This window comes from Mesorhizobium sp. M1E.F.Ca.ET.045.02.1.1 (assembly GCF_003952485.1).
Classification (GTDB): domain Bacteria; phylum Pseudomonadota; class Alphaproteobacteria; order Rhizobiales; family Rhizobiaceae; genus Mesorhizobium.
Window position 1 is genome coordinate 1,173,966 of sequence record NZ_CP034447.1, and the last position, 25,842, is coordinate 1,199,807.

The window sequence follows — 25,842 nt, forward strand, 5'->3', positions numbered from 1 at the left end:
CGCCGGATCGTGAGCTTGTGATCTTTCAGAACTGGTCGGCCGACGCGATCTGCGTCGGCCCTGCGACGGAGGCTGCATTGGCCCTACCCGTTTCAAATGCCGCTCCGCCCGACCCGGCGCTTGTCGCGCTCAACCGCTTCGGGCTCGGCGCGAGGCCCGGCGACGAGCTCGGCAAGGTCGCGGCCGACGCACGCGGCTGCCTCAAGACGGAACTCAAGCAGCCGGATATCGCGCTTGTCTCGGCCGACGATTCAAAGAATGCCGGGTTGTTGGACGGCACCGCCGCGATCCAGGCCAGCATGGCCGCCGCCGCCGAACGCAAGGCGGCGCGGGGAGAGAAGGCGGCGCCCGCCATGCAGCCCGCAACAGACGCTCCGGACAGCTCAGCCGACGCAAAAAACAAGCCGGTCGTGCCGCCGGTCGAGGCCGATATCTATCGCGACGAGGCGCAGGCCCGTTTCGACAAGGCGATCAACGCCGGCCCCGGCTTCGTCGAACGGCTGGTCGGTTTCTGGTCGAACCATTTCTGCGTCTCGGCCGCCAAGGGCCAGATCGTGCGGGGCTGCGCCGGCGCCTTCGAGCGCGAGGCCATCCGCCCCTTCGTGCTCGGCCGCTTCGCCGACATGCTGCTCGCGGTCGAGCACCATCCGGCGATGCTGTTCTATCTCGACAACCAGCAGTCGATCGGGCCGGATTCGCGCGCCGGCAAGAGGCGCGGCCGCGGCCTCAACGAAAACCTTGCCCGCGAGATCCTGGAACTGCACACGATGGGCGTCGGCAGCGGCTATGCCCAAGCCGACGTCACCAGCTTTGCCGGCATGCTGACCGGCTGGACGATGGCCGGCCGCGAGGGGCGTCTGGGCGAACCCGGCAGCTTCGTCTTCAACGCCAACGCGCATCAGCCCGGCAAGGCGGTGCTGCTCGGCAAGACTTATCCGGACGGCGGCATGGGCCAGGCGGAAGCCGCGCTCAACGATATCGCGCGCCATCCGGCGACCGCGCGACATATCGCCGGCAAGCTCGCATGCCATTTCATCGCCGACGAGCCACCTCCTCGGTCGGTCGCGCATCTCGCCGAAGTCTTCACCAAGACGGATGGCGACCTGCACGCGCTGGCGCTGGCGCTGATCGACATGACCGAGGCCTGGTCGATGCCGCTGACCAAGCTGCGTGCGCCGTTCGACTATGTCGTTGCGGTCCGGCGGGCGATCGGTCCGCCCGCCGGCAACGAACCGCAACGGACGCTTCGCTGGCTAAGAGCATTGGGCGAGCCGCTCTGGCAGCCGCCCGGCCCGAACGGCTTTCCCGACCGGACCGACAACTGGGCTTCAGCCGAAGGCCTGAAGACGCGGCTCGACATCGCCTGGCAGGCCGCGAAGCAGGCCGACGATATCGGCAATCCCAGCGACATGCTCTCCACCCTGATCGGTGCTTCGGCATCGGCCGAGACGCGAGAGGCGATCGCGCGCGCCGAATCCAGACAGCAGGGTCTGGCGTTGTTGCTGATGGCTCCGGAATTCCAACGCAGATAGTTCCAACCTCGATGAGCGGAGATGCCGCCATGAGCCTTCTTTGTGAAACTCCCAATCTCTCCCGCCGCGCCGTGCTGATGACTGGCGGCGCGCTGTTTGCCTGGGCCTATCTGCCGCGCTTCGCGCGCGCCGCCGACAATCGCGACCCGCGCCTGATCGTCATCGTGCTGCGCGGCGCACTCGATGGGCTGTCGACGGTCGGCCCGGTCGGCGACCCCGACTATGCCGGCCTGCATGGCGATATCGCGCTCTCGCTCTCAGGCCCCAACCCGGCGCTGCCGCTCGACGGCTTCTTCACCGTCAATCCGGCGATGCCGGTGTTCGCGCGGCTGTTCAAGGCGGGCCAGGCAGCGGTCGTGCACGCGGCCGCGACCGGCTACCGCGAACGCTCGCATTTCGACGGCCAGGACGTGCTGGAAAGCGGCCTGCCGGGGCCGGGCAATGCCACGACAGGCTGGCTCAACCGGGCGCTTGCCAGCCTGCCGTCAGGCGACCGCGTGGCGAAAGCCGGCGGGCTCGCAATCGGGCCGTCGACGCCGCTGGTGATCCGCGGCGCCGCACCCGTGCTCGGCTGGGCGCCGCAGGCCTTGCCGGCGCCCGGCGACGCGCTGGCAGAGCGTGTGCTCGACCTCTACAATCATCGCGACCCGGTGCTGGCGGCGGCGCTGCAGAAGGGCCTCGACGCCGACCGGATGGCGATGTGCGACCAGATCGGCGGCAAGGCGATGAAACCGAGAGGCGTCCTCGACAACGCCGCCGGCATGCGGCAGTCCGCGCAGGGTGCGGCGAAGCTGATGGCTGCCGACGACGGGCCGCGCATCGCGGCACTTGCCTTCGACGGCTGGGACACGCATGTCAACGAGGGCGGCGCCACCGGCCGGCTCGCCAATCTGCTCGGCGGCCTCGACGGCGCCTTCGAGGAATTCGAGACGGGGCTTGGCTCGAGCTGGAAGGATACCGCGATCGTGGCGATCACCGAATTCGGACGCACCGCCCGCATCAACGGCACGGTCGGCACGGATCACGGCACCGGCACGGTGGTGCTGCTCGCCGGCGGCGCGATCAAGGGCGGCCGTGTCATCGCCGACTGGCCCGGCCTGAAGCCGGCTCAGCTTTACGAACAGCGCGACCTCGCGCCGACAAGCGATGTCCGCGCGGTGCTGAAGGGCCTCTTAGCCGACCAGTTCGGGCTGTCGGCTGCGGTGCTCGGCGACAAGGTGTTTCCGGATTCGGCGGCGGTGAGGCCGATGCCGAACCTGGTGGTGTGAGTTCTGAGTTTGCCCATCGGTGACAGGTGCGGCATCTGCTGTCATTCGTCATGTATGGACGGAGCAAGGAGCGAAGCGACGCGCGCGGACCCTAGAATCCATTCCGTGACGTTGAGGCGTCGCCGCGGTGCAGAATTCTGCCCCGCAGCATCCCTCGGCTAAAGTCACGGAATGGATCCTTGGGTCTCCGCGTCCGCTTCGCTCCCGCTCCGCCCGTGGATGACGAAGCTGAGGGGCTTCGGCCAATCACGAACGTTTGCGCGAAGCCCACGAAGTGACCCTCGTGTGAGAAGCTCAACAAAAACGCCCGGGCCGTTTCCGGCGGGGGCGTCTGTCCCCTGAAAGCGATCACCAGCTCCAATAGCCGGGGTGCCAGCGGTGGTGGTACCAGAAACCCGGATGCCAATGCCGCACAGGGCGAACGACCACGCGGCGGTTCGGCACACATCTGCCCCAGCGGTTCACGTGCCAGCCGGGGCCGCAGCGCCAGCTGACGGTTTCGACCGGCAGCGGCGCGGCACTGGGTTTTGCCATCGGCACGGCCTGCGCGCCGGCGACGGACAGCAAGGTGTCGGCGGCCAATGCGATGGGCAAAAAATATCTGGTCAGCATAAGGTTCGTCTCCGTGATTCATCCCTACCGCCGTGAAACGGAAGGCACGGCCGAATCCCGTCGGAGCGGGGCGGATCACATCTTCGTTATCGACGGACGCTTTCGTTGGGTGACGCCACAGTCTTCAGCGCGTTGTCGAGCATGTCGCCCTTCTCGTCCTTCAGCGCCTGCTTGCGCAGGCGGCGGATCAGTCGGCGGCATCGTCGCGCCCTTGAGCACGGCGAGCGCCGACAGATCGCGGTCGAAATTTCGACTGGGCGCGGGCATGAATGTCGAGCCGCGCATCGCGGCACTTGCCTTCGACGGCTGCGCATCCTGGCGGTTTGCCATTGGCACGGCAAGCCTTTGCCGCATGGCGAATTGATTCACGTCAATGAGCCATGACGTGTCCCGCACTAGATTTATTAGTAGGTGCTTGATGACGGGAACTGATCGACGGAGGTTGTTATGACCACGGTCCAGCAAATCCTCGACGCCAAGGGCCACGATATCTACTTCGTTCGCCCCGATGACACGGTTTTGCATGCGCTCCAGATGATGGAAAGGAGAAACGTGGGGGCGGTATTGGTCAAAGAGGACGACAATCTCGTCGGCATATTCACTGAACGACATTATGCCAGGAAAGTATTTCTGAAGGGCAGGTCATCACCGAAGACACGGATTCGTGACGTTATGGAACGGGACGTCGCCTATGTGGAGCCGGGGCAGAGCACCGAAGCTTGCATGGCCCTGATGACCGAGAAACGAATCAGGCACCTCCCGGTTTTGCGTGATGGGCGTCTCGTAGGACTGATATCTATTGGCGACCTCATGAAAAGCATAATCGCGGACCGTGAGTTCAACATCGATCAACTTGTGCGCTATGTACAAGGCTGAATAGGAGATCGGGCCGATGATGATCCGCACGCTCTCGACTCTGGAATGCACGAAACTGCTGGCGGCCAATCGTGCCGGCCATCTGGCATGTGCGAAGGATGGACAACCTTACCTCGTGTGCTTCAACTATGCCTACGCCGACAATCACCTCTATTCGTTCTCTTTGCCGGGTAAGAAAATCGACTGGATGCGGGCCAATCCCCTGGTGTGCGCCCAGGTCGACGAACACACCCACGGGCGCGGATGGAGAAGCGTGATTGTCGACGGCCGCTATGAGGAACTGCCGGACCTGGTCGGCCACAAGGCTCAGCGCGAGCATGCATGGTCGGTGCTGAGCAAGCACGCGGACTGGTGGGAGCCCGGTGCGCTCAAGCCTGTCATGCCTCCCGTGTCAGATAACTTGCCGCACGTTTTTTACCGGATCCATGTCGAGCAAGTCTCGGGACGGGAAGCAAGTGAATAGGCTGTCGACTTTCGAATGCTTATAAAGCCGGGCTGTCGTCAAGCGTCGCTACGGTCTTCAGCGCGCCGTCGAGCATGTCGCCCTTCTCGTCCTTCAGCGCCGCCTCGCGCAGGCGGCGGAGCCAGTCGGCGGCGTCTTCTCTGCCCTTGAGCATGGGAAGCGCCGAGAGCACACGGTCGAATTTCGACTGGGCGCGGGCGTGGGTGTCGCTGTAGCCCTTGATCAACCGGCGGCAGTTCAGGATCTCTGTGCCGAGCGCATAATTTTCGCGCGCATGGGCGAGCGCCAGTTCGTACCAGCGCTCCAGATGCTCCATCTCGACCTTGTGGCGCAGCAGACGGCGGCGCCAGCGGCGCAGGCCGCCGATGAACCAGAGCGTGGCGAAGCCGGCAAAACTGTCGGTGCGGATATGGCGGCCGCGATTGATGCGGCGGTCGAGGAAGGCAGCGAGCTTCGGCCGGTTCTCGATGTAGCTGCCGAGCCCCACCGGCAGCGTGCCGCAGAACTCCTCGATGCGCGGATGGAAATATTCGGTGACCTGGAGGACCGAGCCTTCCTTGACGCCGATCTCCTTGCGCACGCGCCTGTCACGGGTCGAGCGCGTCTTGAGGTCGGCGACGCGGATCATGTCGTCATAGCACATGGCGTTGGCGAGATGCTTGGCGGCGGCAATCGACAGCGCGTAGCCGCGTTCCGCATTGTCCAGCGGAACCGCCTTGTCCAGCCGGTCGAGATATTCGCCGCCGTAGGCGATGTCCTGGAAGTCGACGACCTTCTTCAGGCCGCGTTCGGCCATGTCGCGCACCGGCTCTGGCAATGCCGCGACGCGGGCAGCAAGCTCCTGCCAGCCAATCAGCAGGGTTTCCGGGCCGCTGACCTTCGCGACTGGGCGAGTCTCGGGAGCAGCGGGTTTCGCCGCAGCCGTACCCCCGGTCGGCGCCGCAGCGATGCCGCGCGCGCGATCGTAAGCAGCGCCAAAGGCGGCGAGGCTTGCCTTGACGCCGCGGCCGCCGGCGCCGATCGCCTGCTCGTAGCTTTCGCGCGCGAACGGCAGCGCGTCGGAACCGGCCAGCGCGCCGAGCAGGCTGGCCGAGATCATCGTGCCGTTCTCGACGGCGATCTTTTCCATGTCGAAGGCGATGAAGCGTTTTGAGGCGGCCTCGGCCGTCGCGTGCACCTTCTCCGATGAGGCGCGGCCGTCGCCCGGCTCGATCTTTTCCGAGACGGCGGCGATGCGGTGCGAGGAGGCGATCAGCGTCGTGCGCTCGGGCGTGACGAAGCCGCGGATGATGGCGCGGCCGGCTTCCATCAGCTCGGCGGCGATCAAAATGTCGACGTCGCCCTGGGAGGGCGACAGCGCGAAGACCGGCAGCCGGCCGGTGTCGCGGGCCATTTCGATGTAATAGATCGTCGCCCCCGTGCGCTGGGCGACGCCCGCCACAGACGTCGACTGGGCGATGTAGCCGCTGCGCTCGGCGACATCGGTGATCCAGTCGGCGAGCACGCCGCCGCCCTGGCCGCCGACCGCGAGCACGGCGAGTTTTATCACCCGCTCGTCATCAGTAGCGCCCACCTTCGGGCGCAAGGGTGAGGCCTGTTCAAGCATCGGCGAACATCAAACGGCGGCTCTCGCGGCGGCGCTGCAAAAGGCCGATCGCAGCGCGGCGCGCGCTTTCCAGGAAACGGTCCCAGCGGCCGGGATTGTGGACGACGTCGGCGCGATAGAAGGACGGGCAGAGCACGGCGGCATCCGCCACCTCGCCGCAATTGCCGCAGCCGACGCAGTTCTGGTCGATGCTGGCGACCGGATCGTCGCGCAGCGGATCGTCGAGCGACTTCACCGACAGCGACGGGCAGCCGGACAGCCGCATGCAGGCGTGGTCGCCGGTGCAGATGTCCTCGTCGACGCCGAATTTCGGCTTGACGATGCGCTCGCCCGCCTTGATCGCTTTGTCGACCAGCGGCTTCTCGCGGCGCTGGCGGTTGAGCATGCATTCCGACGAGGCGACGATGACCTTCGGCCCCTTCTCCTCTGTGGTCAGCGCCTCGCGCAACGCGGCTTGCATCTTGCCGACATCATAGGTGCGGTCGATGTGGCGCAGCCATTTGACGCCCATGCCCTTCACCGCCTCGGTGATCGGATGCTTGGTCGATTTCGTCCGGTTCGAGGCGCGCGAGGACAGGATGTCCTGGCCGCCGGTAGCGGCCGAATAGAAATTGTCGACGATGACGATGACACCGTCATTCTTGTTGAAGACGGCGTTGCCGATCGAGGACGTGAGGCCGTTGTGCCAGAAGCCGCCGTCGCCGACGAAGGAGATCGAACGGCGCTTGGCCTCCGGCGAGTTGAAGGCCGATGCCGAGGCCGGCCCAAGCCCGTAGCCCATGGTGGTGGCGCCGAGCTCGAAGGGCGGCATGATCGAGAACAGGTGGCAGCCGATGTCGGAAGCTATGTGGTGCTTGCCGAGTTCCTGCTCGACCAGCTTGGTCGCGGCGAAGATCGGCCGCTCGGGGCAACCGACGCAGAAGCCTGGCGGGCGGCCAGGAACGACATTGACGAGATCGGCGGTATCGACACCCTCGCCCAGCTTGTTCGGCGCGCGAACCTCGCCGGGCAGCAGATGCGGCGCATAGGCGCGGAGGAAGGAGCCAATGCCGTCGAGCATCACCTGGCCGGTATATTCGCCGGCCATCGGCAGATGCTCCTTGCCGACCAGCTTCGTGCCGCGCCCGGCCTTGTGCAGCATGGCGGCAAAGGCCTGCTCGATATAGTTGGGCTGGCCTTCCTCCACGACCAGCACCGCCTGCTTGCCTTCGCAGAAGGCGAGGAACTCGTCATCGACCAGCGGATAGACGGCGTTGAGCACATAGAGCGGCACGTCGGTGTCGCCATAAGTGTCGGCGAGGCCGAGCCGCTGCAGCGCGCGGACGACGGAATTATACATGCCGCCCTGCATGACGATGCCGACGGAGCCGTGGTCCGAACCGAATATCTCGTTGATCTTGCGCTCGCGGATGAAGTTCACGGCCGCCGGCCAGCGCTTGGCGACCTTCTCCTTCTCGTGCAGGAAGGAAGCGGGCGGCAGCACGATGCGGCCGGTGTCGCGGCGCGGCGCTGCAAGCGCATCGGCGACCGACATTGGCGGGCGCTTGTTGTCCTTGGCGATGAAATGGCCATGGACATGGCAGCAGCGGATGCGCACCTGCAGCATGACCGGCGTGTTCGACGCCTCCGACAGCTCGAAGCCGTCCTCGACCGCCTTGACGATGCAGGGCAGGTTCGGGCGCGGATCGAGCAGCCAGACCTGGCTCTTCATGGCAAAGGCATGGCTGCGCTCCTGCATGATGGAGGAGCCCTCGCCATAGTCCTCGCCGACGATGATCAGCGCGCCACCGGTGACGCCGCCCGAGGCGAGGTTTGCCAGCGCGTCGGAGGCGACGTTCGTGCCGACCGTCGACTTGAATGTGGCCGCGCCCCGGATCGGGTAATGCACGGAAGCGGCAAGCATGGCGGTGGCGGTCGCCTCCGAGGCGCTCGCCTCGAAATGCACGCCGAGCTCGCCCAGAATGTCCTGCGCGTCGGCGAGCACGTCCATCAGATGGCTGATCGGCGCGCCCTGGTAACCGCCGACATAGCCGACACCGCATTGCAGCAGCGCCTTGGTGATGGCGAGGATGCCTTCGCCCGCGAATTCCTCGCCGGCCCCTAACCTCAGCCTCTCGACTTCCTTGGCAAAAGACCGTTCGGCCATCTCTGCCTCCTTCCGTTGCCGCCGTTAGCTGGCGGCGCGTACGTCAAACTCAAATGTCGTGCTTGCGGATATTCTTCAGCATCTTCTGGAGAATCGCGATCAGCGCGGCATATTCGGCATCGTCGACACCGTCGAACATCGCCTCGAAAGCGTCGTGCATGGCCGGCCATGCGCGGGTGAACAAAGCGCGCCCATCATCGGTCAGGAACACATGGCGGAAGCGGCTGTCGGTGACGCCCTGCTCGCGCCGGACGAGGCCCTGGCCTTCCAGCGTGTCGAGCGTGCGGCTCAAGGTCGATTGCTCGATCACCGTATAGACAGACAGATCGTTGACGGTGACGCCGTCGGTGACTGAGAGCACAGCCAGCGTGCGCACCTGCGGAATGGTCAGGCCCTGCTTGCGGAAATCCTCGCGCAGCGTGGCGTTGTAGCGGCCCATGATGCGGTTCATCAGATAGGGCGCGAACTGCTGCAGGCCGATCTGGCCGAGGGTTGAGATGCGCTGGCGCGTTTCGGGAAGCTTCCCGTCCATCACAGCCTCCCCGCCAGCAGGAAGCCGGAGCCGCCGCCAAGCCCCGCGCCCGGATGGGTTGAGGCGCCGATATGGTAGAGACCCTTGATGCCGGTCTCGTGGTTGCGACTTGCCTTGAACGGCCGCCACAGGAAGGACTGGTCGATTGTCGACGAACCGCCATAGGGGTCGCCGCCGACAAGGTTGATGTTCATCGCTTCGAGATCGGCCGGCGAATAGGCGCGGCGCGCAATGACCGTCTCCCTGAAGTCGTCGATGTGGTGGGCGAGGATCGCCTCGACCCGATCGGCAAAGGCTTCGCGCAATGCGTCGCTCCATTGTCCGTCAGCCGGTGTCTCCAACTGGCCCGCCGCATCGCCTTTGATAACGCGCGGCGCTTCGGGCAGTTGCAGCCACAGGATCGCCTTGCCCTCCGGACAGCGCGATGCGTCTAGCGCGTGCGGCTGGCCGACGCAGATGGTCGGCACCTCCGGCAGCAGGCCGCGCACCGCCTCGTTGCAGGCCTTCGAGACACCGTCGAGCCCCGGCGTCAGATGCAGCAGCGCCACCTTGTCGAGACCCTCGCCCCGCCAGGCCGGCGGCTTGTTCAGGGCATAGTGGATCTGGAAGTTGCCTTTGCCATAGCGATAGTCGTTCACTGCCTTGGCGGCGGCCTCCGGCGCATCCTTGCCGAGCAGGCGGCCGTAAAGCTGCGTCGGCGTGACCGAACAGATGACGCTCTCCAATGCCGTCAATGTCTCGCCGGAGGCGAGCTGCACGCCGATGGCGCGGCCATCCTTCCGAGCGATCGAGGCGACATCGGCGTTGACGCGGATGTCGCCGCCACGCTCCTTGATCAGCGCCTCGAAGGCGGCAAGCAGGTTCTTGGCGCCGCCTTTGACGATCGGCGCGCCGGCAGCCTCCAGCGCGAAGGCGATGACCTTGGCGATCTGGCCGGAGAAGGCGTCTTCCGGCCCGAGCCCGGCATGCAGCACCCAGGGCGCCCAGAGCGCGCGGACGGTGTCCGACATGTAGGCGGTCTCCAGCCAGCCACGCGCCGGCACCAGCGCCTCGCCCATGAAAGCGGCGAGGCCGCGCGGGCCGCGCCGCCAGGCCTCGCCGGCCAAGAGCTTCGTCGTCGGATAGGACCAGAGCGCACCGCCGAGCAGGCCGAACAGCAGGCCGGCATTGCGCTCGATCCCGCCGACATCGCCACCGTGACGGTCACCGTCGCCGGAAGCGATCCGGTTCAGCGCCGCGATGTTGGCGGCGCGATCGGTGGTGAGCACGGCATGGCTGCCGTCCGGCCGAAGCACGCCGGTGGGCGTTGCGGTGTGGCAGAACTCCAGCCCATGCCGCGCGAGGTCCTTGCCAAGTGCCGCAAAGGCCGGCGAGGTGATGAACAGCACGAAGGTCGTCGCCATCACATCATGGACGAAGCCCGGCGCCGTGATCTCCTCGGTGCGCATGCAGCCGCCGATGCGGTCGTTGCGCTCGAGCACGAGCACCTTGGCGCTCTTGGCGCCAAGCATGGCCGCACAGACCAGGGCGTTGATGCCACTGCCGACGATGATGTGATCGGCGGCGGTCATCGGCGGTAGTTCCCCGTCTGCGGGAAGTGAGATCCAGTTACCCAGGATGGCGTTCCTTCGCGCCCCCCTCTGCCCTGCCGGGCATCTCCCCCTCTTGGGGGGAGATTGGCTGTCATCGCGGCTTTCGCCAATCTCCAAGGTCGCAGGACAGTGCGAGACGCCAAAACTGCCAATCTCGGGGGAGATGTCCGGCAGGACAGAGGGGGGTGAGCGCCAGCCTTGCCAGGCTGCCACCCATCGCCGATCATCACTTCGTTGCCCACGAGCATGATCTTCTCCCGAAGACTGCCACCTCGCCTATTTGCCCGGCACCAGCGCCAGGGCGCGGATCGGGCTGCCGGTGCCGTGCTCGATCTTGAGTGGAGCGGCGATCAGGATCGCGCCCTTCGGCGGCAACTGGTCGAGATTGCAGAGGCTGGCGAGGCCGTAGCGGTTGGCCTTGTGCATCAGCGTATGCGCCGGGAATGGCGGCTCCATGCCGCCGGCCTTGCCGGCATCGGTGCCGATCGTCTCTGAGCCCCAGCCCTTGATATCTTTGCTGATCAGGAACTGGATGGCTTCCGCCGTCGGTCCGGGCGTATGCGGGCCGGTCTCATTGGCGTTGAGGAACTCGGCCTCAGAGCCGTTGCGCTTGTACCAGTCGGTTCGCATCACCACCCATTCGCCGGGGTTGATGGCGCCATGCTTGGCTTCCCAGGCCTTGATGTGATCGACGGTGAGCAGGAAATCGTGATCGGCGGCGGCTTCCTTCGAGCAGTCGATAACATTGACCGGGCCGACGAAATTCTGTGCCGGAATGGTGTCGGTGGCGCCGTCCGGATAGTCCTTGCCGGTGATCCAGTGCTGCGGCGCGTCGAAATGCGTGCCCGAATGCTCGCCGAGCTTGAGCCAGTTCCAGGCCCACCACGGACCGTTCTTGTCATATTTGGAGATGGAATGGATCTCGACCTTCGGCGTGTCGACGGCGAGTTCCGGCGGCAGCTTGATCAGCGGTGTGTCCGGCCCGAGAGGCGCCGACAGGTCGACCACCTTGATGGCGCCCGAGAGCAGCTGGCCGGCGACCTCGCCGAGGAGTTTTTGCGTATCCATGTCTCTGTTCCCTCTTGTTTGTAAGGATCAAGGCTCGTTGCGGCCCTTAATATCCTACTAGACGAAAACATATGCATCTGCAATTATCTTTAAGCATAAAGCTTTTTGGGGCGGGGCGTGAGCGAGTTCGACGCCATCTTTGTCGGGGCGGGCCACAACAGTCTGGCATGCGCCGCGCATCTGGCGCTCAAAGGCTGGAAAACAGCGGTTTTCGAACGCAGCCAGACGATCGGCGGTGCCGTCCGGACCGCTGAATATACGCTTCCCGGCTTCCGGCACGATTTCGGCGCGATGAATCTGAGCCTGTTCGCCGGCTCTGCCTTCCACCGGAAATATGCAAATGAATTGAAAAGCCACGGGCTGGAATTCGCACCCGTGGCCGACTGTTTCGCCAGCGCCTTCCCGGACGGCAAATGGTTCGGCGTCAGCAACGATCTCGAAAAGACCGCATCGCGGCTGACCGCCTTCTCCGCCGCCGACACCGCCGCATGGCGTCGGCTGGTCGGCGTCTTTCCGGGCGAGGCCGAACATCTGTTCCGTCTGTTGGGATCGCCGATGAGCGCGCGGGCGCTGGCCGGCACGGCCTGGAATCTCTGGCGCAAGAAAGGTCTTGCCGGCGCGCTCGACACCGGCCGGCTGCTGCTCTCCTCGCCGCGCGCGTGGCTGGAGGAAAATTTCGAGACGCCGCATGTCAGGACGACGCTCGCCGCCTGGGGCATGCATCTCGATTTCGCGCCCGACATCGCAGGCGGCGCCGTATTCCCCTACCTGGAATCGATGGCCAACCAGAGCTTCGGCATGGTGCTGGGCAAGGGCGGCGCCGACACCATCATCCGCGCGCTTGCCGGCATGGTCAAAGCGGCCGGAGGCAAGATCGTGGCGGGGGCGGAAGTGGCGGAGATCACCGTCGCCGGCGGCCGGGCGACCGGCGTGCGGCTCGCCTCCGGCGATTTCCATGTCGCGGGCAAGGCCATCATCGCCGGCGTCGCGCCGAAAGCGCTTCCCGGCAAGCTCCTGCCCAATGGCTCCGGCGACGCAAGTTTCGATGCGACGATGAAGCAATTCCGCCATGCGCCGGGCACGATGATGATCCATCTGGCGCTGGACGACCTGCCGGACTGGAGCGCCGGAGCCGAGCTTCGCCGGTTCGCCTATGTGCATCTGGCGCCTTCGCTCGACGCCATGTCGCGCACCTATCAGCAGGCGATCGCCGGCATGTTGCCCGACCAGCCTGTGCTCGTCGTCGGCCAGCCGACGGCCGTCGACCCCTCACGTGCACCGGAAGGCAAGCATGTACTCTGGGTGCAGGTGCGCATGCTGCCGGCGGAGATCCTTGGCGACGCGGCCGGCAAGATCGCGCCCGGTTCTTGGGATGCGGTCAAGGAGGCCTATGCCGAGCGCGTGCTCGACATCATCGAGAGCTACGCGCCGGGTTTGCGCAGCAAGATTCTTGGCCGCGCGATCTTCTCGCCGCTCGACCTCGAGCGCGAGAACCCGAACCTCGTCGGCGGCGACCAGATTTGCGGCAGCCACCATCTGGCGCAGAATTTTCTCTTCCGCCCGGCGCGCTCATTCGCGCGCTGGAACACGCCCATCGCCAATCTGCATCTCACCGGAGCCGCTACATGGCCCGGCGCCGGCACCGGTGCGGGATCGGGCTTCATGCTCGCGCAACAGCTCGGAGGAAACTAGCAGCCAGGGAATTCCAGGATGGACAAGGCGCGGTTGCCCACCAACCCGAACCTACCGAATGAAACGCCGCGCGGACAATGACAGCCAAACAACCAACAAGGGGAACGACCATGACAATCAACAGACGCGATTTGCTTGGATATGGCGCGGCGGCGATCGGTGCAGCCACGCTCGGCCTGCCGAGGGCGGCGAAGGCGGCGGATGAGCTCACCATCGCCTATAACGTCAACCTGCCCTCCTGGGACCCGACGACCGGACCTTCGGCGGTGAACCCGACCATCCAGGGTCTCTACCAGTCGGTGTTCGACCAGTTCATCCCGCAAAAGCCGGACCTCTCCTTCACACCCGGCCTGCTCACCGAATGGGGCTGGAACGACGACCGCACCAAAGTGACGATGACGGTGCGCGACGGCGTGAAATGGCATGACGGCTCGCCCTTCACACCGGAAGACGTTGTGTGGTCGCTGCAGCGGGCCGGCGACGAGAAGACCGGCAATCCGATCCAGTTCGTCTGGAAGAACGTCAGCAACTTCAAGATCGACGGCAACAAGATCACCGGCGATGTCGTGCAGTTCGACCCGGTCTATTTCAAGTGGATGTCGTTCCTGACCGGCTACATCATGCCGAAAGCCTATTACGAGAAGGTCGGGCCGGACGGCTTCGAGAAGGCGCCGATCGGCACCGGCCCCTATATGGTCGACAAGTTCGAGCGCAACGCCTTCCTGCGGCTTAAGGCCAATCCGAATTACTGGGGCACCAAGCCGGCCTTCGAGAATGTGACGATCAAGTTCGTCACCGACGCGGCGAGCCGCGTGGCCGAGATCGAGTCCGGTTCCTCGCAGGTGACGCTCGAAATTCCTTATGAGGAATATGACCGGCTGATCGCCAAGGACGGGCTCGCCGGCTCGATCAAGAACGTCTCCGACATCGGCATGATCTTCTTCAACGACATCGAGGCAATGCTGGACAAGAACGTCCGCCAGGCGGCGGTGATGGCGGTGGACAAGGAGCTTCTGGTCAAGCGGCTGCTGCGCGGCTACGGCCAGCCGATCGCCACGCTGGAGACGCCGGAATACACGGCCTTCGATCCGTCGATCAAGGTCGAGCACAATCCGGAAAAGGCCAAGGAGCTGCTCGCGGCTTCCGGCTATTCGGCCAAGAAGCCGGTCAAGTTCACCATACAGACGACCAAGGGCTTCAAACCCAAGGACTATGAGATGATCCAGGCGATCGTCGGCATGTGGCGGAAGGTGGGCATCGAGGCCAATATCGAGGTCTACGAGATCGCCAAGCACTACGAGCTGCGCGCCGCCGACAAGCTGGCGCCGGCCGCCTTCTACAATTGGGGCAACGCGATCGGCGACCCGACCACCTCGACCGGCTTTGCCATGTACGGGCCGAGCCCGCATTCGGTGTGGGACAGCAAGGACCTGGTCGACATGATCAATCCGCTGTGGGGTGAGAAGGACGAGGCCAAGCGCATTGCCGGCTGGAAGGCCGTCGACAAATACATCGCCGAGCAGGCCTATGTGCTGCCGCTGATCCAGTATGCGCAGCCGATCGTACACTCGAAGAAGGTCAATGTCGTGCAGCATGTGTCCGGCGCGCTGCTGCCGGCGCTGATGAGCCCGGCCTGATCGTCGGCCTTGGATTGCCGCGCGCGCCGTCCGGAAGGCGGCGTGCATTTCCATCCGGGCGTATTGGCAGATGTTGCTGCAGAGATTCCTCGTTCGTCTCCTGACGATGCTGGTCACACTGTTCGGCGTGGCCGTCGTCGTCTTCGTCGTCATCCGCGTGGCGCCCGGCGATCCGATCGCCATGATGCTGCCGCCTGGCGCCAGCGATGACGACATCACGCGGTTGCGCGCGCTCTATGGGCTGGACAAGGGTATCGTGCAGCAATTCTTCATCTGGCTCGCCGGCGTGCTGCATGGCGATTTCGGCACGTCGATCTCGCTGCGCCAAGACGTGCTCGGCCTGGTCTTCAACCGGCTGCCGGCGACGCTGGAGCTAGCGACCGTGGCGCTGCTGATGGCGATCGCGATCGGGGTGCCCGCGGCGATCTTCGGCGCGCGCTCGCGCGGCACGGCGGTCGAGGCCGGCATTGACATCGCCAGCGGCGCGACGCTCTCCATCCCCGACTTCCTCTGGGGCCTGGTGCTGATCCTGCTGTTCGGCGTGCTGGTGCCTGTCTTCGACATTTCCGGCCGCGTGTCGCCGCAGCTCGACCTGCCCTTCGTCACCCAGTTCTATCTCGCCGAGAGCATTCTCAGGCTCCGCTTCGATCTCACCTGGGATCTGCTGAAGCACATGTTGATGCCTTCGGTGGCGCTGGCACTGCCGCTGGCAGCGATCATCGCGCAGCTCCTGAAACAGTCGCTGAAGGAAGTGCTCGACCTCGACTATGTCGTGCTGGCCAGGGTCAAGGGTTTCTCGGAAACGCAAGTCATCCTGCGCGAGGCGCTGAAGAATGCGGCTTTGCCGACGCTGACGCTGGTCGGCGTGCAGTTCACCTTCCTGATCGGCGGCACGGTTATCGTCGAGCGGCTGTTCTCCTATGAAGGCCTCGGCAACATGGCGATCGACGCCGTCATCAACCGTGACCTGCCGCTGATCCAGGGCATCGTGCTGGTCTTCGCGCTGCTCTTCGTTCTCATCAACCTCGCCGTCGACATGATGTATGCGCTGCTCAATCCGAGGCTGCGCCATGGATGAGGCTCGCATCTCGAGGCGTGGCCTGAGCCCAAGGCTATGGCTGGCCGGCGGCTGGCTCCTCGTCGCGCTGCTCGCGGCCATCTTCGCGCCGCTGATCGCGCCGCAGGACCCATTGGCGCAGGACCTGATGCTGGAGCGCCTGCCGCCCTTCTGGTTGGACGGCGCCGAGCCCGGCTACTGGCTGGGCACCGACAGCCTCGGCCGGGATCTGTTGTCGCGGCTGATCTTCGGCGGCCGCATCGCCTTCATCGTCGCCTTTGCCGCGGCGTCCGCCGCCTGCATCGTCGGCTCGGCGCTCGGGCTGATCGCGGGCTATTTCGGCGGCTGGGCCGACCGCGTCATCTCGCGCATCGTCGATGTCTGGATGGCCTTCCCGCCGGTGCTGTTCGCCATCCTGCTGGTGGCCGTTCTGGGCACGGGCTTGAGCTCCGTCATCATCGCGATTGCCGTCATCGACTGGACGCGCTTCTGCCGCGTGATCCGCGCCGAAGCGATGAGCCAGTCGCGCATGGACTATGTCGAGAGCGCGCGCATCGCCGGCTATGGCCGCATCGGCATCATGCTGCGCGAGGTGCTGCCCAACGTGGTGCCGTCGGTGGTCGCGCTGCTGTCGCTCGAAATGGGCATCGCCGTCATCGTCGAGGCGATCCTGTCCTTCGTCAATCTGTCGATCTCGACCGATGATCCGACCTGGGGCGGCATCATCGCCGAAGGCCGGCTGTCGATCCATCAGGCCTGGTGGGTGCTGGTGTTCCCGCTCATCACGCTGATCCTCACCGTGCTTTCCTTCAGCCAGTTCGGCGAGGGACTGAAGGCGCGCTTCGATCCGGTGCTGCGATGAGCGCCGACATGAAACCATGTCTCGAAATCCGCTCGCTCAGCGCCGTGCTGCCAAACGGCCAGCGCGTGCTGCGCTCGGTCTCGCTTGCCGTGCAGCCCGGCGAGGTGCGCGCGCTGGTCGGCGAGAGCGGCGCCGGCAAGACGATGATCGGCAAGGCGGTGCTCGGCGTCCTGCCGAAAAGCGTGCGCATCGTCGAAGGCGAGATGCTGGTCGAGGGCGAGGATCTCGGCCGCCTCGACGCGAGGGCGCGGCGGACACTGATCGGCGCCCGCACGGCGCTGATCCCGCAGGACCCGCTCACCGCGCTCAACCCGTCGCGCCGCATCGGCCCGCAGACGACCGACCGGCTGGTGCGCATCCTCGGCTGGAGTGGCGAGAGGGCCGACAAGCGCGTCCGCCAATTGCTCGACGAAGTGCAGATCCGCGATCCGGAACGGGTGCTGAAAAGCTATCCGCATGAGCTTTCCGGCGGCATGCGCCAGCGCGTGCTGATCGCGGCGGCGTTTGCGGCGGAGCCACGGCTGATCGTTGCGGATGAGCCGACGACGGCGCTGGACGTGACCGTGCAGAAGCAGATTCTGAGGCTGATCGCGCAACTGCAGCGCGACCATGGCACGGCGATCCTGTTCGTGACCCACGACCTCGGCGTCGTCGCCAAGATCAGCCAGAAGGTGTCGGTGCTCTATGCAGGCAAGGTAGTCGAGGAGGCCGAGACCGCCGATCTTTTCGCAGCGCCACAGCACCCCTACACCCGGGCGCTGATCGCGGCGACGCCGCGCTACACCGATCCCTACGCATCGCTGAAGCCGGTGGACGAGACCGTGCTTGCCGGGCTGACGGCCGAGATCGCGGCTGCCGACAAGGCATGGAGGCCAAGCCATGGCTGAGCCGCTGTTTTCCGTGCGCGGACTGAAGGTGGCGCTGCCCGATATGACGCGCAAGCCGCTGATCGGCCGGGCGCCGCTGGTCGAGATCCTCAAGGGGCTGGACTTCGACCTGCCGAAGGGATCGGTCACCGGCATCGTCGGCGAATCCGGCTCGGGCAAGTCGACGCTCGGCCGAGCGCTGGTGCGCCTGATCGAGCCGAGCGCCGGTACGATCAGCTTCGAGGGGCATGACATCAGCCATCTTTCGGAGGCCGAGCTGAGGCCGCTGCGCCGCGACCTGCAGATGATCTTCCAGGATCCGATGTCCTCGCTCAATCCGCGGCACACGATCTTCAACATCATCGCAGCACCCTTGAGGCAAAACGGGCTTGGCGACAGGCTGAAGGAGCGCGTCGCGGACGCCCTGCAGCGCGTTGGCCTGCCGCAGAACTTTGCCAGCCGATACCGCCACGAACTGTCCGGCGGGCAGCGGCAGCGCGTCGGCATCGCGCGGGCGCTGGCGCTGTCGCCGAAATTCGTGCTGGCCGACGAGATCGTCTCCGGGCTCGATGTCTCGACCCAGGCGCAGATCCTGACCTTGCTGGAGAAGCTGGCGGCCGAGATGGGGCTGACGGTCGCCTTCATCAGCCATGACCTGTCGGTGATCCGGCGGCTCTGCCAGCAAGTCATCGTCATGCGCGAAGGCAGGATCGTGGAATCGAGCGCCACCGATGCGCTCTTCGACAATCCGAAGGAGGCGTACACGCGCGACCTGCTCGCCGCCATTCCGTTGCCCGAGATCGACGCTGACTGGCTGCAGCCACCTGCCAAGGCTCCCGCATGAGAGAAGCTTAACCTTTCCGCACGCCGAACAGCGGGCCTCGGATGTGCGCGGTGAAAGAGCCAGCCCGCCAATGGAGGGTGACGTGAAATACGCAATCCAGGCCGCGATGTTCGCAGCCACTTTGTTCGGCGCAATGGGAGCGGCGTCGGCCGACTCGATCCCCGGCATGCGCGGTCACGACCATACCGGCATCACCGTGCCCGACATGAAGCAGGCCGTCGATTTCTTCACCAATGTCGTAGGCTGCAAGAAGGCGATGTCCTTCGGCCCGTTCGCCGACGACAAGGGCACCTTCATGCAGGACCTGCTCGGCGTCGACCCGAAGGCGGTGATCGAGGAGATCACCATGGTCCGCTGCGGCACGGGATCGAACATCGAGCTGTTCAAATACACCGCGCCCGACCAGAAGGACCTGCAGCCGAAGAACAGCGACATCGGCGGCTTCCACATCGCCTTCTATGTCGATGACGTCGGCGCGGCGAAAACCTATCTTGACGCCAAGGGCGTGAAGACCAGACTCGGACCGCTGCCGGTCAAGGAAGGGCCGGCAGCCGGCGAGACCATCCTCTATTTCCAGGCGCCCTGGGGGCTGCAGCTCGAAGCGATCAGCTATCCCCAAGGCATGGCCTACGAGAAGGGCGCCGAGACGGTGCTGTGGAGCCCCAAGGATCCGCCCAAGTGAGTCGATCCGCAATGCGCATAGGCAATTGTTCAATTATAAAACTTTAAGCTTGAAATAATTGCCTTCGCGCGCGATACTGACGGTCGGGTTCGCCGGTGCTGCCGGCGCCCCCGGATACCCTTAGAGCGTTTCGCGCAATTCCGGACGGAAAACCGCTACGCACCTTTCCTGGAATTGCTCTAGAGGAGATCGCAAGACATGAAGGTTGCGGTTCTCGGCGGCGGACCGGCCGGCCTCTACTTTGCCATCTCATTGAAGCTGCGCGACGCCGCGCACGAGGTGACTGTCTATGAGCGCAACCGCCCGGACGACACCTTCGGCTGGGGCGTGGTGCTGTCGGCCGAAACGCTGGACAATCTGACCAGGAACGATCCCGTCAGCGCCGTCTGGATCAAGAAGCATTTCGCCTATTGGGACGACATTGCCGTCGTCCATGACGGCGTGCGCACCGTTTCCACCGGCCACGGATTCTGCGGTATCGGCCGCAAGCGGCTCTTGATCCTTTTGCAGCGGCGGGCGCGCGAGCTCGGCATCAAGCTGATGTTCGAGACGGAGATTTCAGATCCGAAGCCATTCATGGAAACGCATGACCTGGTGGTCGCGGCGGATGGGTTGAACTCTAAGTCACGCGCCATTTTCGTCGATGTCTTCAAGCCCGACATCGACACCCGCAAGTGCAAGTTCGTGTGGCTCGGCACCACGCAGAAATTCGACGACGCCTTCACCTTCATCTTCGAGAAGACGGAGCATGGCTGGGTCTGGGCGCATGCCTACCAGTTCGACAGCGAGACCGCGACCTTCATCGTCGAATGCAGCGAGCAGACTTGGGCTGCTTTCGGCTTTGGCCAAATGACGCAGCAGGAATCGATCGCGGCCTGCGAACGCATCTTCGAAAAGCATCTCGGCGGCCATCCGCTGATGACCAATGCCAATCACATCCGCGGTTCGGCCTGGATCAATTTCCCGCGCGTGCTGTGCGAGCGCTGGTCCTACAAGAACCTGGCGCTGATGGGCGACGCCGCGGCAAGTGCGCATTTCTCGATCGGCTCCGGCACCAAGCTGGCGCTGGAAAGCGCCGTCGCGCTCGCCGACTATGTCGAGTCCGAGCCGGACCTCGAAGCGGCCTTCCGCAAATACGAGGATGCGCGGCGCACGGAGGTGCTGAAGCTGCAGTCGGCGGCCCGCAATTCGCTGGAATGGTTCGAGGAAGTCGAACGGTATCTCGGCCTCGATCCAGTTCAGTTCAACTATTCGCTGCTCACCCGCTCGCAGCGCATCAGCCACGAGAATCTGAGGCTGCGCGACGCCGAATGGCTGGCGGGAGCGGAGGAATGGTTCCAGCGCAAGGCCGGCGCCGGCGGCAACATGCTGCGCCGGGCGCCGATGTTCGCGCCGTTCAAGCTGCGCGACATGGCGCTCAACAACCGCATCGTCGTCTCGCCGATGGCGCAGTACAAGGCGGTCGACGGCTGCCCGACCGACTGGCATTTTGCTCATTATGCCGAGCGCGCCAAGGGCGGCGCCGGCCTCATCTATATCGAAATGACCTGCGTCAGCCCCGAGGGGCGCATCACCCCGGGCTGTACGGGCTTCTACAAGCCCGAACACGAAGTCGCCTGGAAGCGCCTGGTCGATTTCGTGCATGCCGAGACGGAAGCGAAAATCTGCGCCCAGATCGGCCACTCCGGCGCCAAGGGCTCGACCCGCCTAGGCTGGGAAGGAACCGACGAGCCGCTCATTTCCGGCAACTGGCCGGTGATGGCGCCGTCGGCGGTGCCTTGGTCGCCGCAGAATCAGATGCCGAAGGCGATGGACCGCGCCGACATGGACATGGTGCGAGACCAGTTCGTCGCCTCGGCCGAGATGGCAAAGCGCTGCGGTTTCGACATGCTAGAGATCCACGCCGCGCATGGCTATCTGCTCTCCGCCTTCATCACGCCGCTGACCAACCACCGCACCGACGAGTATGGCGGCCCGCTCGAGAACCGCATGCGCTATCCGCTGGAGATCTTCCACGCGGTGCGCGCCGTGTGGCCGGCGGAAAAGCCGATCTCGATGCGCATCTCGGCCAATGATTGGGTGGGCATCGAAGGCGTCACGCCGGCCGATGCGGTCGAGATCGCCAGACTGCTGCATCAAGCCGGCATCGACCTCTGCGACGTCTCGGCCGGCCAGACGACGATTGCCGCCAAGCCGGTCTACGGCCGCATGTTCCAGACGCCGTTTTCGGACCGCATCCGCAACGAGGTCGGCATGGCGACCATGGCGGTCGGCAACATCTACGAGCCTGACCACGCCAACTCGATCCTGATGGCCGGGCGCGCTGACCTTGTGGCGCTGGCCAGGCCGCATCTTACCGACCCCTACTGGACGCTGCATGCGGCGGTCACCCTCGGCGACCGCGGCGTCAAATGGCCGGATCCCTATCTGCGCGGACGCGACCAGATCTACCGCCTGGCCGAGCGCGAAGCGGCGGCAGGGCTCAAGGTATGAGTGCTTCCATGTTTTCACGTCGGCGCCGCCCCTCATCCGCCTACCGGCACCTTCTCCCCGTGAAGAACGGGGAGAAGGGACCTGCTCCAGCGCCGGTGACCCCCTCTCCGCGTTCTTCCCGCGGAGAGGGTAAGGGTGAGGGGCAGCGCCCGCCTCGGGGATTGAGCTATGATCGCCGGTAGACACGCCCTCGTCACCGGCGGTGGTTCCGGCGTCGGTCGTGCGATCGCGCTGGCATTAGCCGGCGTCGGCATCAACGTAACCATATGCGGGCGGCGCGAGGCGGCGCTTGCCGAGGTCGCGAAGGAGAACGCTTGCATCTTTGGTCTCGCCGCCGATGTCACCGATGAGGCAGACATGGCGGCTCTTTACGAGAAGGCGGAAGCGGCGCGCGGACCGTTCGATATCGTCGTCGCCAATGCCGGCATGGCGGGCAGCGCGCCGGCGCACAAGACCTCGCTGGCCGACTGGCGGCGCACGCTCGACGTCAACCTGACCGGCGCTTTCCTGACGGTGAAGCCGGCACTGGCGGGCATGATCGCGCGGAAGGCGGGTCGGATCATATTCGTAGCCTCGACGGCCGGCCTGAAAGGCTACGCCTATGTCGCTCCTTACGTCGCCGCCAAGCACGGCGTGGTCGGGCTGATGCGGGCTTTAGCCACCGAGACCGCGAAGTCCGGCGTGACGGTGAATGCCGTCTGTCCGGGTTTCGTCGAAACCGACATGCTGGAGGAGTCCGTTCAGCGCATCGTGGGGAAGACCGGCCGCTCCGCCGACGAGGCGCGGGCGAGCCTCGCCGCGACGAACCCGCAAGGGCGCTTCATCCAGCCCGAAGAGGTCGCCGCGGCGGTGCTCTGGCTGTGCAGCGACGCCGCCCGATCGATCACCGGGCAGGCGATCTCGATTTCCGGAGGCGAGACATGGTAGCAGGACCGACATCCACCGGGCCGGGCAAGGACAGGCTGCGCCTGTGGATACGCTTGCTGCGCGCCTCGCGCACGATCGAGGCCGAGCTGCGCGAACGGCTGAAGAAGGAATTCGACACCACGCTGCCCCGCTTCGATGTGATGGCAGCGCTCTATCGCGTGCCCGAAGGCATGCTGATGAGCGACCTGTCGCGCTTCCTGCTCGTGTCGAACGGCAATGTCACCGGCATCGTCGACCGGCTGGTTTCGGAAGGGCTCGTCGCCCGCGCGCGCCGCAACGGCGACCGCCGCACATCGATGGTGCGGCTGACCGAGGAAGGTACGAAGTCCTTCGCGGAGATTGCCGCCGCGCATGAGAACTGGGTCGGCGAGCTGCTCGGCAATGTCAGCGAGGACGAGGCCCGCCGCCTGACCGGCATGCTGAAATCGTTCCGCAGCAATTGGGAGGGACGCGAATGAGCAAGATGGCTGGCCTGAAACCCAAGCATTTCCTCTGGCAGGTGGAAGGCAGGATCGCCAGGGTCCGGCTCGACCGTCCCGAACGCAAGAACCCGCTGACCTTCGACAGCTATGCCGAGTTGCGCGACACTTTTCGCGACCTCGTCTATGCCGACGATGTCGACGCCGTCGTGTTCCTGCCCAATGGCGGCAATTTCTGCTCGGGCGGCGATGTCCACGACATCATCGGGCCGCTGGTCAAGATGGATATGAAGGCGCTGCTCGCCTTCACGCGCATGACCGGCGACTTCGTCAAGGCGATGCTTAACTGCGGTAAGCCGATCATCTCTGCCGTCGACGGCGTGGCGGTCGGCGCCGGCGCCATCATCGCCATGGCCTCCGACATCCGCATCGCCACGCCGGAGGCAAAGACCGCCTTCCTGTTCACCCGCGTCGGCCTTGCCGGCTGCGATATGGGCGCCTGCGCGATCCTGCCGCGCATCGTCGGCCAGGGCCGAGCGGCGGAGCTGCTTTATACCGGCCGCACGATGAGCGCCGCCGAAGGCGAGCGCTGGGGTTTCTACAATCGCCTCGTCGAGCCCGCTGCGCTCGAGGCCGACGCGCTCGACATGGCGGCGCGCATCGTCTCCGGCCCGACCTTCGCGCATGGCATCACCAAGACACAACTCAACCAGGAATGGTCGATGGGCCTCGACCAGGCGATCGAGGCGGAAGCGCAGGCGCAGGCGATCTGCATGCAGACCGGCGATTTCGAGCGCGCCTATAAGGCCTTCGTGGCGAAGGAAAAGCCGGTGTTCGAGGGGAATTAGCGATGATTGCTTTGATGGAAACGTCGGCGGGACAGCGCCCCCCTCTGTCCTGCCGGACATCTCCCCCTCAAGGGGGGAGATTGGCAGCTTGGGCGCCGGCTCCCATCCTGCAGCGTTGGCGATTGGCGAAAGCGACGATGACAGCCGATCTCCCCCCTAGAGGGGGAGATGGCCGGCAGGCCAGAGGGGGGCGCCGTAGAGCGCAAACCCCGAAGTACTGCGGAGGCAGACATGCCTGACCGCTCCTTCCTCTCATGGCCGTTCTTCGAAGACCACCATCGCGCGCTGGCAGAAAAGCTCGACGCCTGGTGCGCGAAGAACCTTCCCGTAGATCACCACGATGTCGACGCGGCCTGCCGCGCGCTGGTGGCGATGCTTGGCCGCGACGGCTGGCTGAAGCCGACAGCGCTCGACTCCGCCAACCCCGGGCCGCTCGATGTGCGCACGCTCTGCATCACCCGCGAAACACTCGCACGCCATGACGGGCTGGCCGACTTCGCCTTCGCCATGCAGGGTCTCGGCACCGGCGCGATCTCGCTTTTCGGCACACCGGACCAGCAGCGCTGGCTTGCGAAGACGCGGGCCGGCCAGGCAATCTCGGCCTTTGCTCTCTCGGAACCACGTTCGGGTTCGGACGTCGCCAATATGGAGATGACGGCGATCCGCGACGGTGACTTCTACGTGCTTTCGGGCGAGAAGACCTGGATCTCCAATGGCGGCATCGCCGACCTCTATGTCGTCTTTGCGCGGACCGGCGAGGCGCCCGGCGCCAAAGGCATTTCCGCCTTCATCGTGCCTGCGGATACGAAGGGCCTCGGCATTGCCGAGCGGCTGGAGGTGATCGCCCCTCACCCGCTGGCGCGGCTCTCCTTCGATAATGTGCGCGTTCCCGTTTCTGCGCTGATTGGAAAGCCGGGCGAGGGTTTTCGCATCGCCATGTCGGTGCTCGACGTCTTCCGTTCGACGGTGGGCGCCGCTGCGCTCGGCTTCGCGCGGCGCGCGCTCGACGAGAGCGTCAAAAGGGCGGCCGAGCGCAAGCTGTTCGGCGCGCCGATGGCCGAACTGCAAATGGTGCAGGGCCACATCGCCGAGATGGCGCTCGATGTCGACGCCGCCGCCCTGCTGATCTATCGCGCCGCCTGGACCAAGGACATGGGGGCCGCGCGGGTGACGCGCGAAGCTGCGATGGCGAAGCTCTTCGCCACCGACAGGGCGCAGGAGGTGATCGACAAGGCGGTGCAACTGCATGGCGGCGATGGCGTGCGCAAGGGCCACATCGTCGAGAGCCTCTATCGCGAGATCCGGGCGCTGCGCATCTACGAAGGCGCCTCCGACGTGCAGAAGGTGGTGATCGCCAGGCAGGTCATGGGAGCGGCGTGAGACCATGCCTTGCGAACCGCATTCGACTTAAGGGGAGGCTAGACGTGCACACTATCCTGCAGCCGGAAGGCTGGGCCAAACCGATCGGCTACGCCAATGGCGTGGCCGCGCGTGGCCGGCTTGTCTTTATCGGCGGCCAGGTCGGCTGGAACGCCGAATGCCGGTTCGAGACCGACGACTTCGTCGGTCAGGTGCGCCAGACGCTCGCCAATGTCGTTGCCATTCTCGCCGAAGCCGGCGGCGAGCCGCAGCACATCACCTCGATGACCTGGTATTTCACCGACAAGGCCGAGTACCTCGCCAACCTCAAGGGGATCGGCGAAGCCTACCGCGCAATCATCGGCCGGCACTTCCCGGCGATGGCCGCCATGCAGGTGGTGGCGCTGGTCGAAGACCGCGCCAAGGTGGAGATACAGGCTACGGCGGTCATTCCGGACTGA

Annotated in this window: 24 protein-coding genes; 17 read left to right on the forward strand and 7 right to left on the reverse strand. The window is 65.3% G+C overall.

Annotated elements, in window-relative coordinates:
- The first annotated feature begins 77 nt into the window (after positions 1-77).
- Together EJ070_RS05475 and EJ070_RS05480 are read left to right on the forward strand one after the other, a co-directional pair.
- Entirely contained in the window at positions 78-1,532 is a 1,455-nt protein-coding gene (locus EJ070_RS05475) for a DUF1800 family protein (protein WP_245464922.1), read from the forward strand.
- Between the two features lie 29 nt (positions 1,533-1,561).
- A complete protein-coding gene (locus tag EJ070_RS05480) occupies positions 1,562-2,800 on the forward strand; it encodes a DUF1501 domain-containing protein (protein WP_126090412.1) in 1,239 nt (412 codons plus the stop codon).
- A 348-nt stretch (positions 2,801-3,148) separates the two neighbouring features.
- Here EJ070_RS05480 and EJ070_RS05485 read toward each other — a convergent pair whose 3' ends face one another.
- Together EJ070_RS05485 and EJ070_RS36175 are read right to left on the reverse strand one after the other, a co-directional pair.
- Complete coding sequence (locus EJ070_RS05485) at positions 3,149-3,412, reverse strand: hypothetical protein (RefSeq protein WP_126090413.1); 264 nt, start codon at positions 3,410-3,412, stop codon at positions 3,149-3,151.
- 75 nt (positions 3,413-3,487) lie between these two features.
- Positions 3,488-3,781, reverse strand: coding sequence for a hypothetical protein (locus EJ070_RS36175; protein WP_189350389.1), 294 nt, complete (start codon positions 3,779-3,781; stop codon positions 3,488-3,490).
- Positions 3,782-3,859: 78 nt separating this feature from the next.
- On the opposite strand from EJ070_RS36175, the gene EJ070_RS05490 reads away from it, so the two are divergent.
- Together EJ070_RS05490 and EJ070_RS05495 are read left to right on the forward strand one after the other, a co-directional pair.
- Entirely contained in the window at positions 3,860-4,288 is a 429-nt protein-coding gene (locus EJ070_RS05490) for a CBS domain-containing protein (protein WP_126090414.1), read from the forward strand.
- Between the two features lie 16 nt (positions 4,289-4,304).
- Positions 4,305-4,751, forward strand: a complete 447-nt coding sequence (locus EJ070_RS05495; RefSeq protein WP_126090415.1) for a pyridoxamine 5'-phosphate oxidase family protein — start codon at positions 4,305-4,307, stop codon at positions 4,749-4,751.
- Between the two features lie 19 nt (positions 4,752-4,770).
- On the opposite strand, the gene EJ070_RS05500 is transcribed toward EJ070_RS05495, so the two are convergent.
- The 5 genes from EJ070_RS05500 to EJ070_RS05525 all read right to left on the reverse strand — a co-directional run bounded on the left by EJ070_RS05500 (position 4,771) and on the right by EJ070_RS05525 (position 11,695).
- On the reverse strand, positions 4,771-6,357 hold the full coding sequence (locus EJ070_RS05500) for an indolepyruvate oxidoreductase subunit beta family protein (RefSeq protein ID WP_126090416.1): 1,587 nt from the start codon (positions 6,355-6,357) through the stop codon (positions 4,771-4,773).
- A complete protein-coding gene (locus EJ070_RS05505; protein ID WP_126090417.1) occupies positions 6,350-8,503 on the reverse strand; it encodes an indolepyruvate ferredoxin oxidoreductase subunit alpha in 2,154 nt (717 codons plus the stop codon). Before EJ070_RS05505 ends, EJ070_RS05500 begins: the two co-directional genes overlap by 8 nt.
- A 49-nt stretch (positions 8,504-8,552) precedes the next feature.
- Positions 8,553-9,035: a MarR family transcriptional regulator gene (locus EJ070_RS05510; RefSeq protein ID WP_126090418.1), complete on the reverse strand. Its 483-nt coding sequence runs from the start codon at positions 9,033-9,035 to the stop codon at positions 8,553-8,555.
- The gene (locus EJ070_RS05515; RefSeq protein ID WP_126090419.1) at positions 9,035-10,606 is read right to left on the reverse strand and encodes an NAD(P)/FAD-dependent oxidoreductase; all 1,572 of its coding nucleotides are present in this window, start codon (positions 10,604-10,606) and stop codon (positions 9,035-9,037) included. Before EJ070_RS05515 ends, EJ070_RS05510 begins: the two co-directional genes overlap by 1 nt.
- 297 nt (positions 10,607-10,903) lie before the next feature.
- A complete protein-coding gene (locus tag EJ070_RS05525) occupies positions 10,904-11,695 on the reverse strand; it encodes a cyclase family protein (protein WP_126090420.1) in 792 nt (263 codons plus the stop codon).
- Positions 11,696-11,812: 117 nt separating this feature from the next.
- Here EJ070_RS05525 and EJ070_RS05530 point away from each other — a divergent pair, with 117 nt between their 5' ends.
- The 13 genes from EJ070_RS05530 to EJ070_RS05595 all read left to right on the forward strand — a co-directional run bounded on the left by EJ070_RS05530 (position 11,813) and on the right by EJ070_RS05595 (position 25,842).
- A complete protein-coding gene (locus EJ070_RS05530; protein ID WP_126090421.1) occupies positions 11,813-13,387 on the forward strand; it encodes an NAD(P)/FAD-dependent oxidoreductase in 1,575 nt (524 codons plus the stop codon).
- Positions 13,388-13,497: 110 nt separating this feature from the next.
- Positions 13,498-15,024 carry an ABC transporter substrate-binding protein gene (locus tag EJ070_RS05535; protein WP_126090422.1) on the forward strand — a complete coding sequence of 509 codons (1,527 nt, stop codon included), beginning with the start codon at positions 13,498-13,500 and terminating at the stop codon, positions 15,022-15,024.
- 70 nt (positions 15,025-15,094) lie between these two features.
- On the forward strand, positions 15,095-16,102 hold the full coding sequence (locus tag EJ070_RS05540; RefSeq protein WP_126090423.1) for an ABC transporter permease: 1,008 nt from the start codon (positions 15,095-15,097) through the stop codon (positions 16,100-16,102).
- Positions 16,095-16,943: an ABC transporter permease gene (locus EJ070_RS05545; RefSeq protein WP_126090424.1), complete on the forward strand. Its 849-nt coding sequence runs from the start codon at positions 16,095-16,097 to the stop codon at positions 16,941-16,943. The genes EJ070_RS05540 and EJ070_RS05545 overlap by 8 nt, the downstream gene beginning before the upstream one ends.
- An 8-nt stretch (positions 16,944-16,951) precedes the next feature.
- On the forward strand, positions 16,952-17,830 hold the full coding sequence (locus EJ070_RS05550) for an ABC transporter ATP-binding protein (RefSeq protein ID WP_189350391.1): 879 nt from the start codon (positions 16,952-16,954) through the stop codon (positions 17,828-17,830).
- Entirely contained in the window at positions 17,823-18,653 is an 831-nt protein-coding gene (locus EJ070_RS05555; RefSeq protein WP_126090426.1) for an ATP-binding cassette domain-containing protein, read from the forward strand. The genes EJ070_RS05550 and EJ070_RS05555 overlap by 8 nt, the downstream gene beginning before the upstream one ends.
- A gap of 82 nt (positions 18,654-18,735) precedes the next feature.
- A complete protein-coding gene (locus EJ070_RS05560) occupies positions 18,736-19,335 on the forward strand; it encodes a VOC family protein (protein ID WP_189350393.1) in 600 nt (199 codons plus the stop codon).
- A gap of 198 nt (positions 19,336-19,533) precedes the next feature.
- Positions 19,534-21,828 (forward strand): bifunctional salicylyl-CoA 5-hydroxylase/oxidoreductase, encoded by a 2,295-nt coding sequence (locus EJ070_RS05565; RefSeq protein ID WP_126090427.1) that lies wholly within the window; start codon positions 19,534-19,536, stop codon positions 21,826-21,828.
- A gap of 168 nt (positions 21,829-21,996) precedes the next feature.
- Positions 21,997-22,755, forward strand: coding sequence for an SDR family NAD(P)-dependent oxidoreductase (locus tag EJ070_RS05570; protein ID WP_126090428.1), 759 nt, complete (start codon positions 21,997-21,999; stop codon positions 22,753-22,755).
- On the forward strand, positions 22,749-23,213 hold the full coding sequence (locus tag EJ070_RS05575) for a MarR family transcriptional regulator (RefSeq protein ID WP_126090429.1): 465 nt from the start codon (positions 22,749-22,751) through the stop codon (positions 23,211-23,213). Before EJ070_RS05570 ends, EJ070_RS05575 begins: the two co-directional genes overlap by 7 nt.
- Positions 23,210-24,022 carry an enoyl-CoA hydratase family protein gene (locus EJ070_RS05580; RefSeq protein WP_126090430.1) on the forward strand — a complete coding sequence of 271 codons (813 nt, stop codon included), beginning with the start codon at positions 23,210-23,212 and terminating at the stop codon, positions 24,020-24,022. Before EJ070_RS05575 ends, EJ070_RS05580 begins: the two co-directional genes overlap by 4 nt.
- Positions 24,023-24,253: 231 nt before the next feature.
- On the forward strand, positions 24,254-25,402 hold the full coding sequence (locus EJ070_RS05590; protein ID WP_126090431.1) for an acyl-CoA dehydrogenase family protein: 1,149 nt from the start codon (positions 24,254-24,256) through the stop codon (positions 25,400-25,402).
- Positions 25,403-25,446: 44 nt separating this feature from the next.
- Positions 25,447-25,842: a RidA family protein gene (locus EJ070_RS05595; RefSeq protein ID WP_126090432.1), complete on the forward strand. Its 396-nt coding sequence runs from the start codon at positions 25,447-25,449 to the stop codon at positions 25,840-25,842.

Excerpts from the sequence above, each read along its gene's own strand:
- EJ070_RS05480 (WP_126090412.1), top strand. The coding sequence starts at position 1,562 with ATGAGCCTTCTTTGTGAAACTCCCAATCTCTCCCGCCGCGCCGTGCTG.
- EJ070_RS05485 (WP_126090413.1), bottom strand. The coding sequence starts at position 3,412 with ATGCTGACCAGATATTTTTTGCCCATCGCATTGGCCGCCGACACCTTG.
- EJ070_RS05490 (WP_126090414.1), top strand. The coding sequence starts at position 3,860 with ATGACCACGGTCCAGCAAATCCTCGACGCCAAGGGCCACGATATCTAC.
- EJ070_RS05495 (WP_126090415.1), top strand. The coding sequence starts at position 4,305 with ATGATGATCCGCACGCTCTCGACTCTGGAATGCACGAAACTGCTGGCG.
- EJ070_RS05500 (WP_126090416.1), bottom strand. The coding sequence starts at position 6,357 with ATGCTTGAACAGGCCTCACCCTTGCGCCCGAAGGTGGGCGCTACTGAT.
- EJ070_RS05505 (WP_126090417.1), bottom strand. The coding sequence starts at position 8,503 with ATGGCCGAACGGTCTTTTGCCAAGGAAGTCGAGAGGCTGAGGTTAGGG.
- EJ070_RS05510 (WP_126090418.1), bottom strand. The coding sequence starts at position 9,035 with ATGGACGGGAAGCTTCCCGAAACGCGCCAGCGCATCTCAACCCTCGGC.
- EJ070_RS05515 (WP_126090419.1), bottom strand. The coding sequence starts at position 10,606 with ATGACCGCCGCCGATCACATCATCGTCGGCAGTGGCATCAACGCCCTG.
- EJ070_RS05525 (WP_126090420.1), bottom strand. The coding sequence starts at position 11,695 with ATGGATACGCAAAAACTCCTCGGCGAGGTCGCCGGCCAGCTGCTCTCG.
- EJ070_RS05535 (WP_126090422.1), top strand. The coding sequence starts at position 13,498 with ATGACAATCAACAGACGCGATTTGCTTGGATATGGCGCGGCGGCGATC.
- EJ070_RS05540 (WP_126090423.1), top strand. The coding sequence starts at position 15,095 with ATGTTGCTGCAGAGATTCCTCGTTCGTCTCCTGACGATGCTGGTCACA.
- EJ070_RS05545 (WP_126090424.1), top strand. The coding sequence starts at position 16,095 with ATGGATGAGGCTCGCATCTCGAGGCGTGGCCTGAGCCCAAGGCTATGG.
- EJ070_RS05550 (WP_189350391.1), top strand. The coding sequence starts at position 16,952 with ATGAAACCATGTCTCGAAATCCGCTCGCTCAGCGCCGTGCTGCCAAAC.
- EJ070_RS05555 (WP_126090426.1), top strand. The coding sequence starts at position 17,823 with ATGGCTGAGCCGCTGTTTTCCGTGCGCGGACTGAAGGTGGCGCTGCCC.
- EJ070_RS05565 (WP_126090427.1), top strand. The coding sequence starts at position 19,534 with ATGAAGGTTGCGGTTCTCGGCGGCGGACCGGCCGGCCTCTACTTTGCC.
- EJ070_RS05570 (WP_126090428.1), top strand. The coding sequence starts at position 21,997 with ATGATCGCCGGTAGACACGCCCTCGTCACCGGCGGTGGTTCCGGCGTC.
- EJ070_RS05575 (WP_126090429.1), top strand. The coding sequence starts at position 22,749 with ATGGTAGCAGGACCGACATCCACCGGGCCGGGCAAGGACAGGCTGCGC.
- EJ070_RS05580 (WP_126090430.1), top strand. The coding sequence starts at position 23,210 with ATGAGCAAGATGGCTGGCCTGAAACCCAAGCATTTCCTCTGGCAGGTG.
- EJ070_RS05590 (WP_126090431.1), top strand. The coding sequence starts at position 24,254 with ATGCCTGACCGCTCCTTCCTCTCATGGCCGTTCTTCGAAGACCACCAT.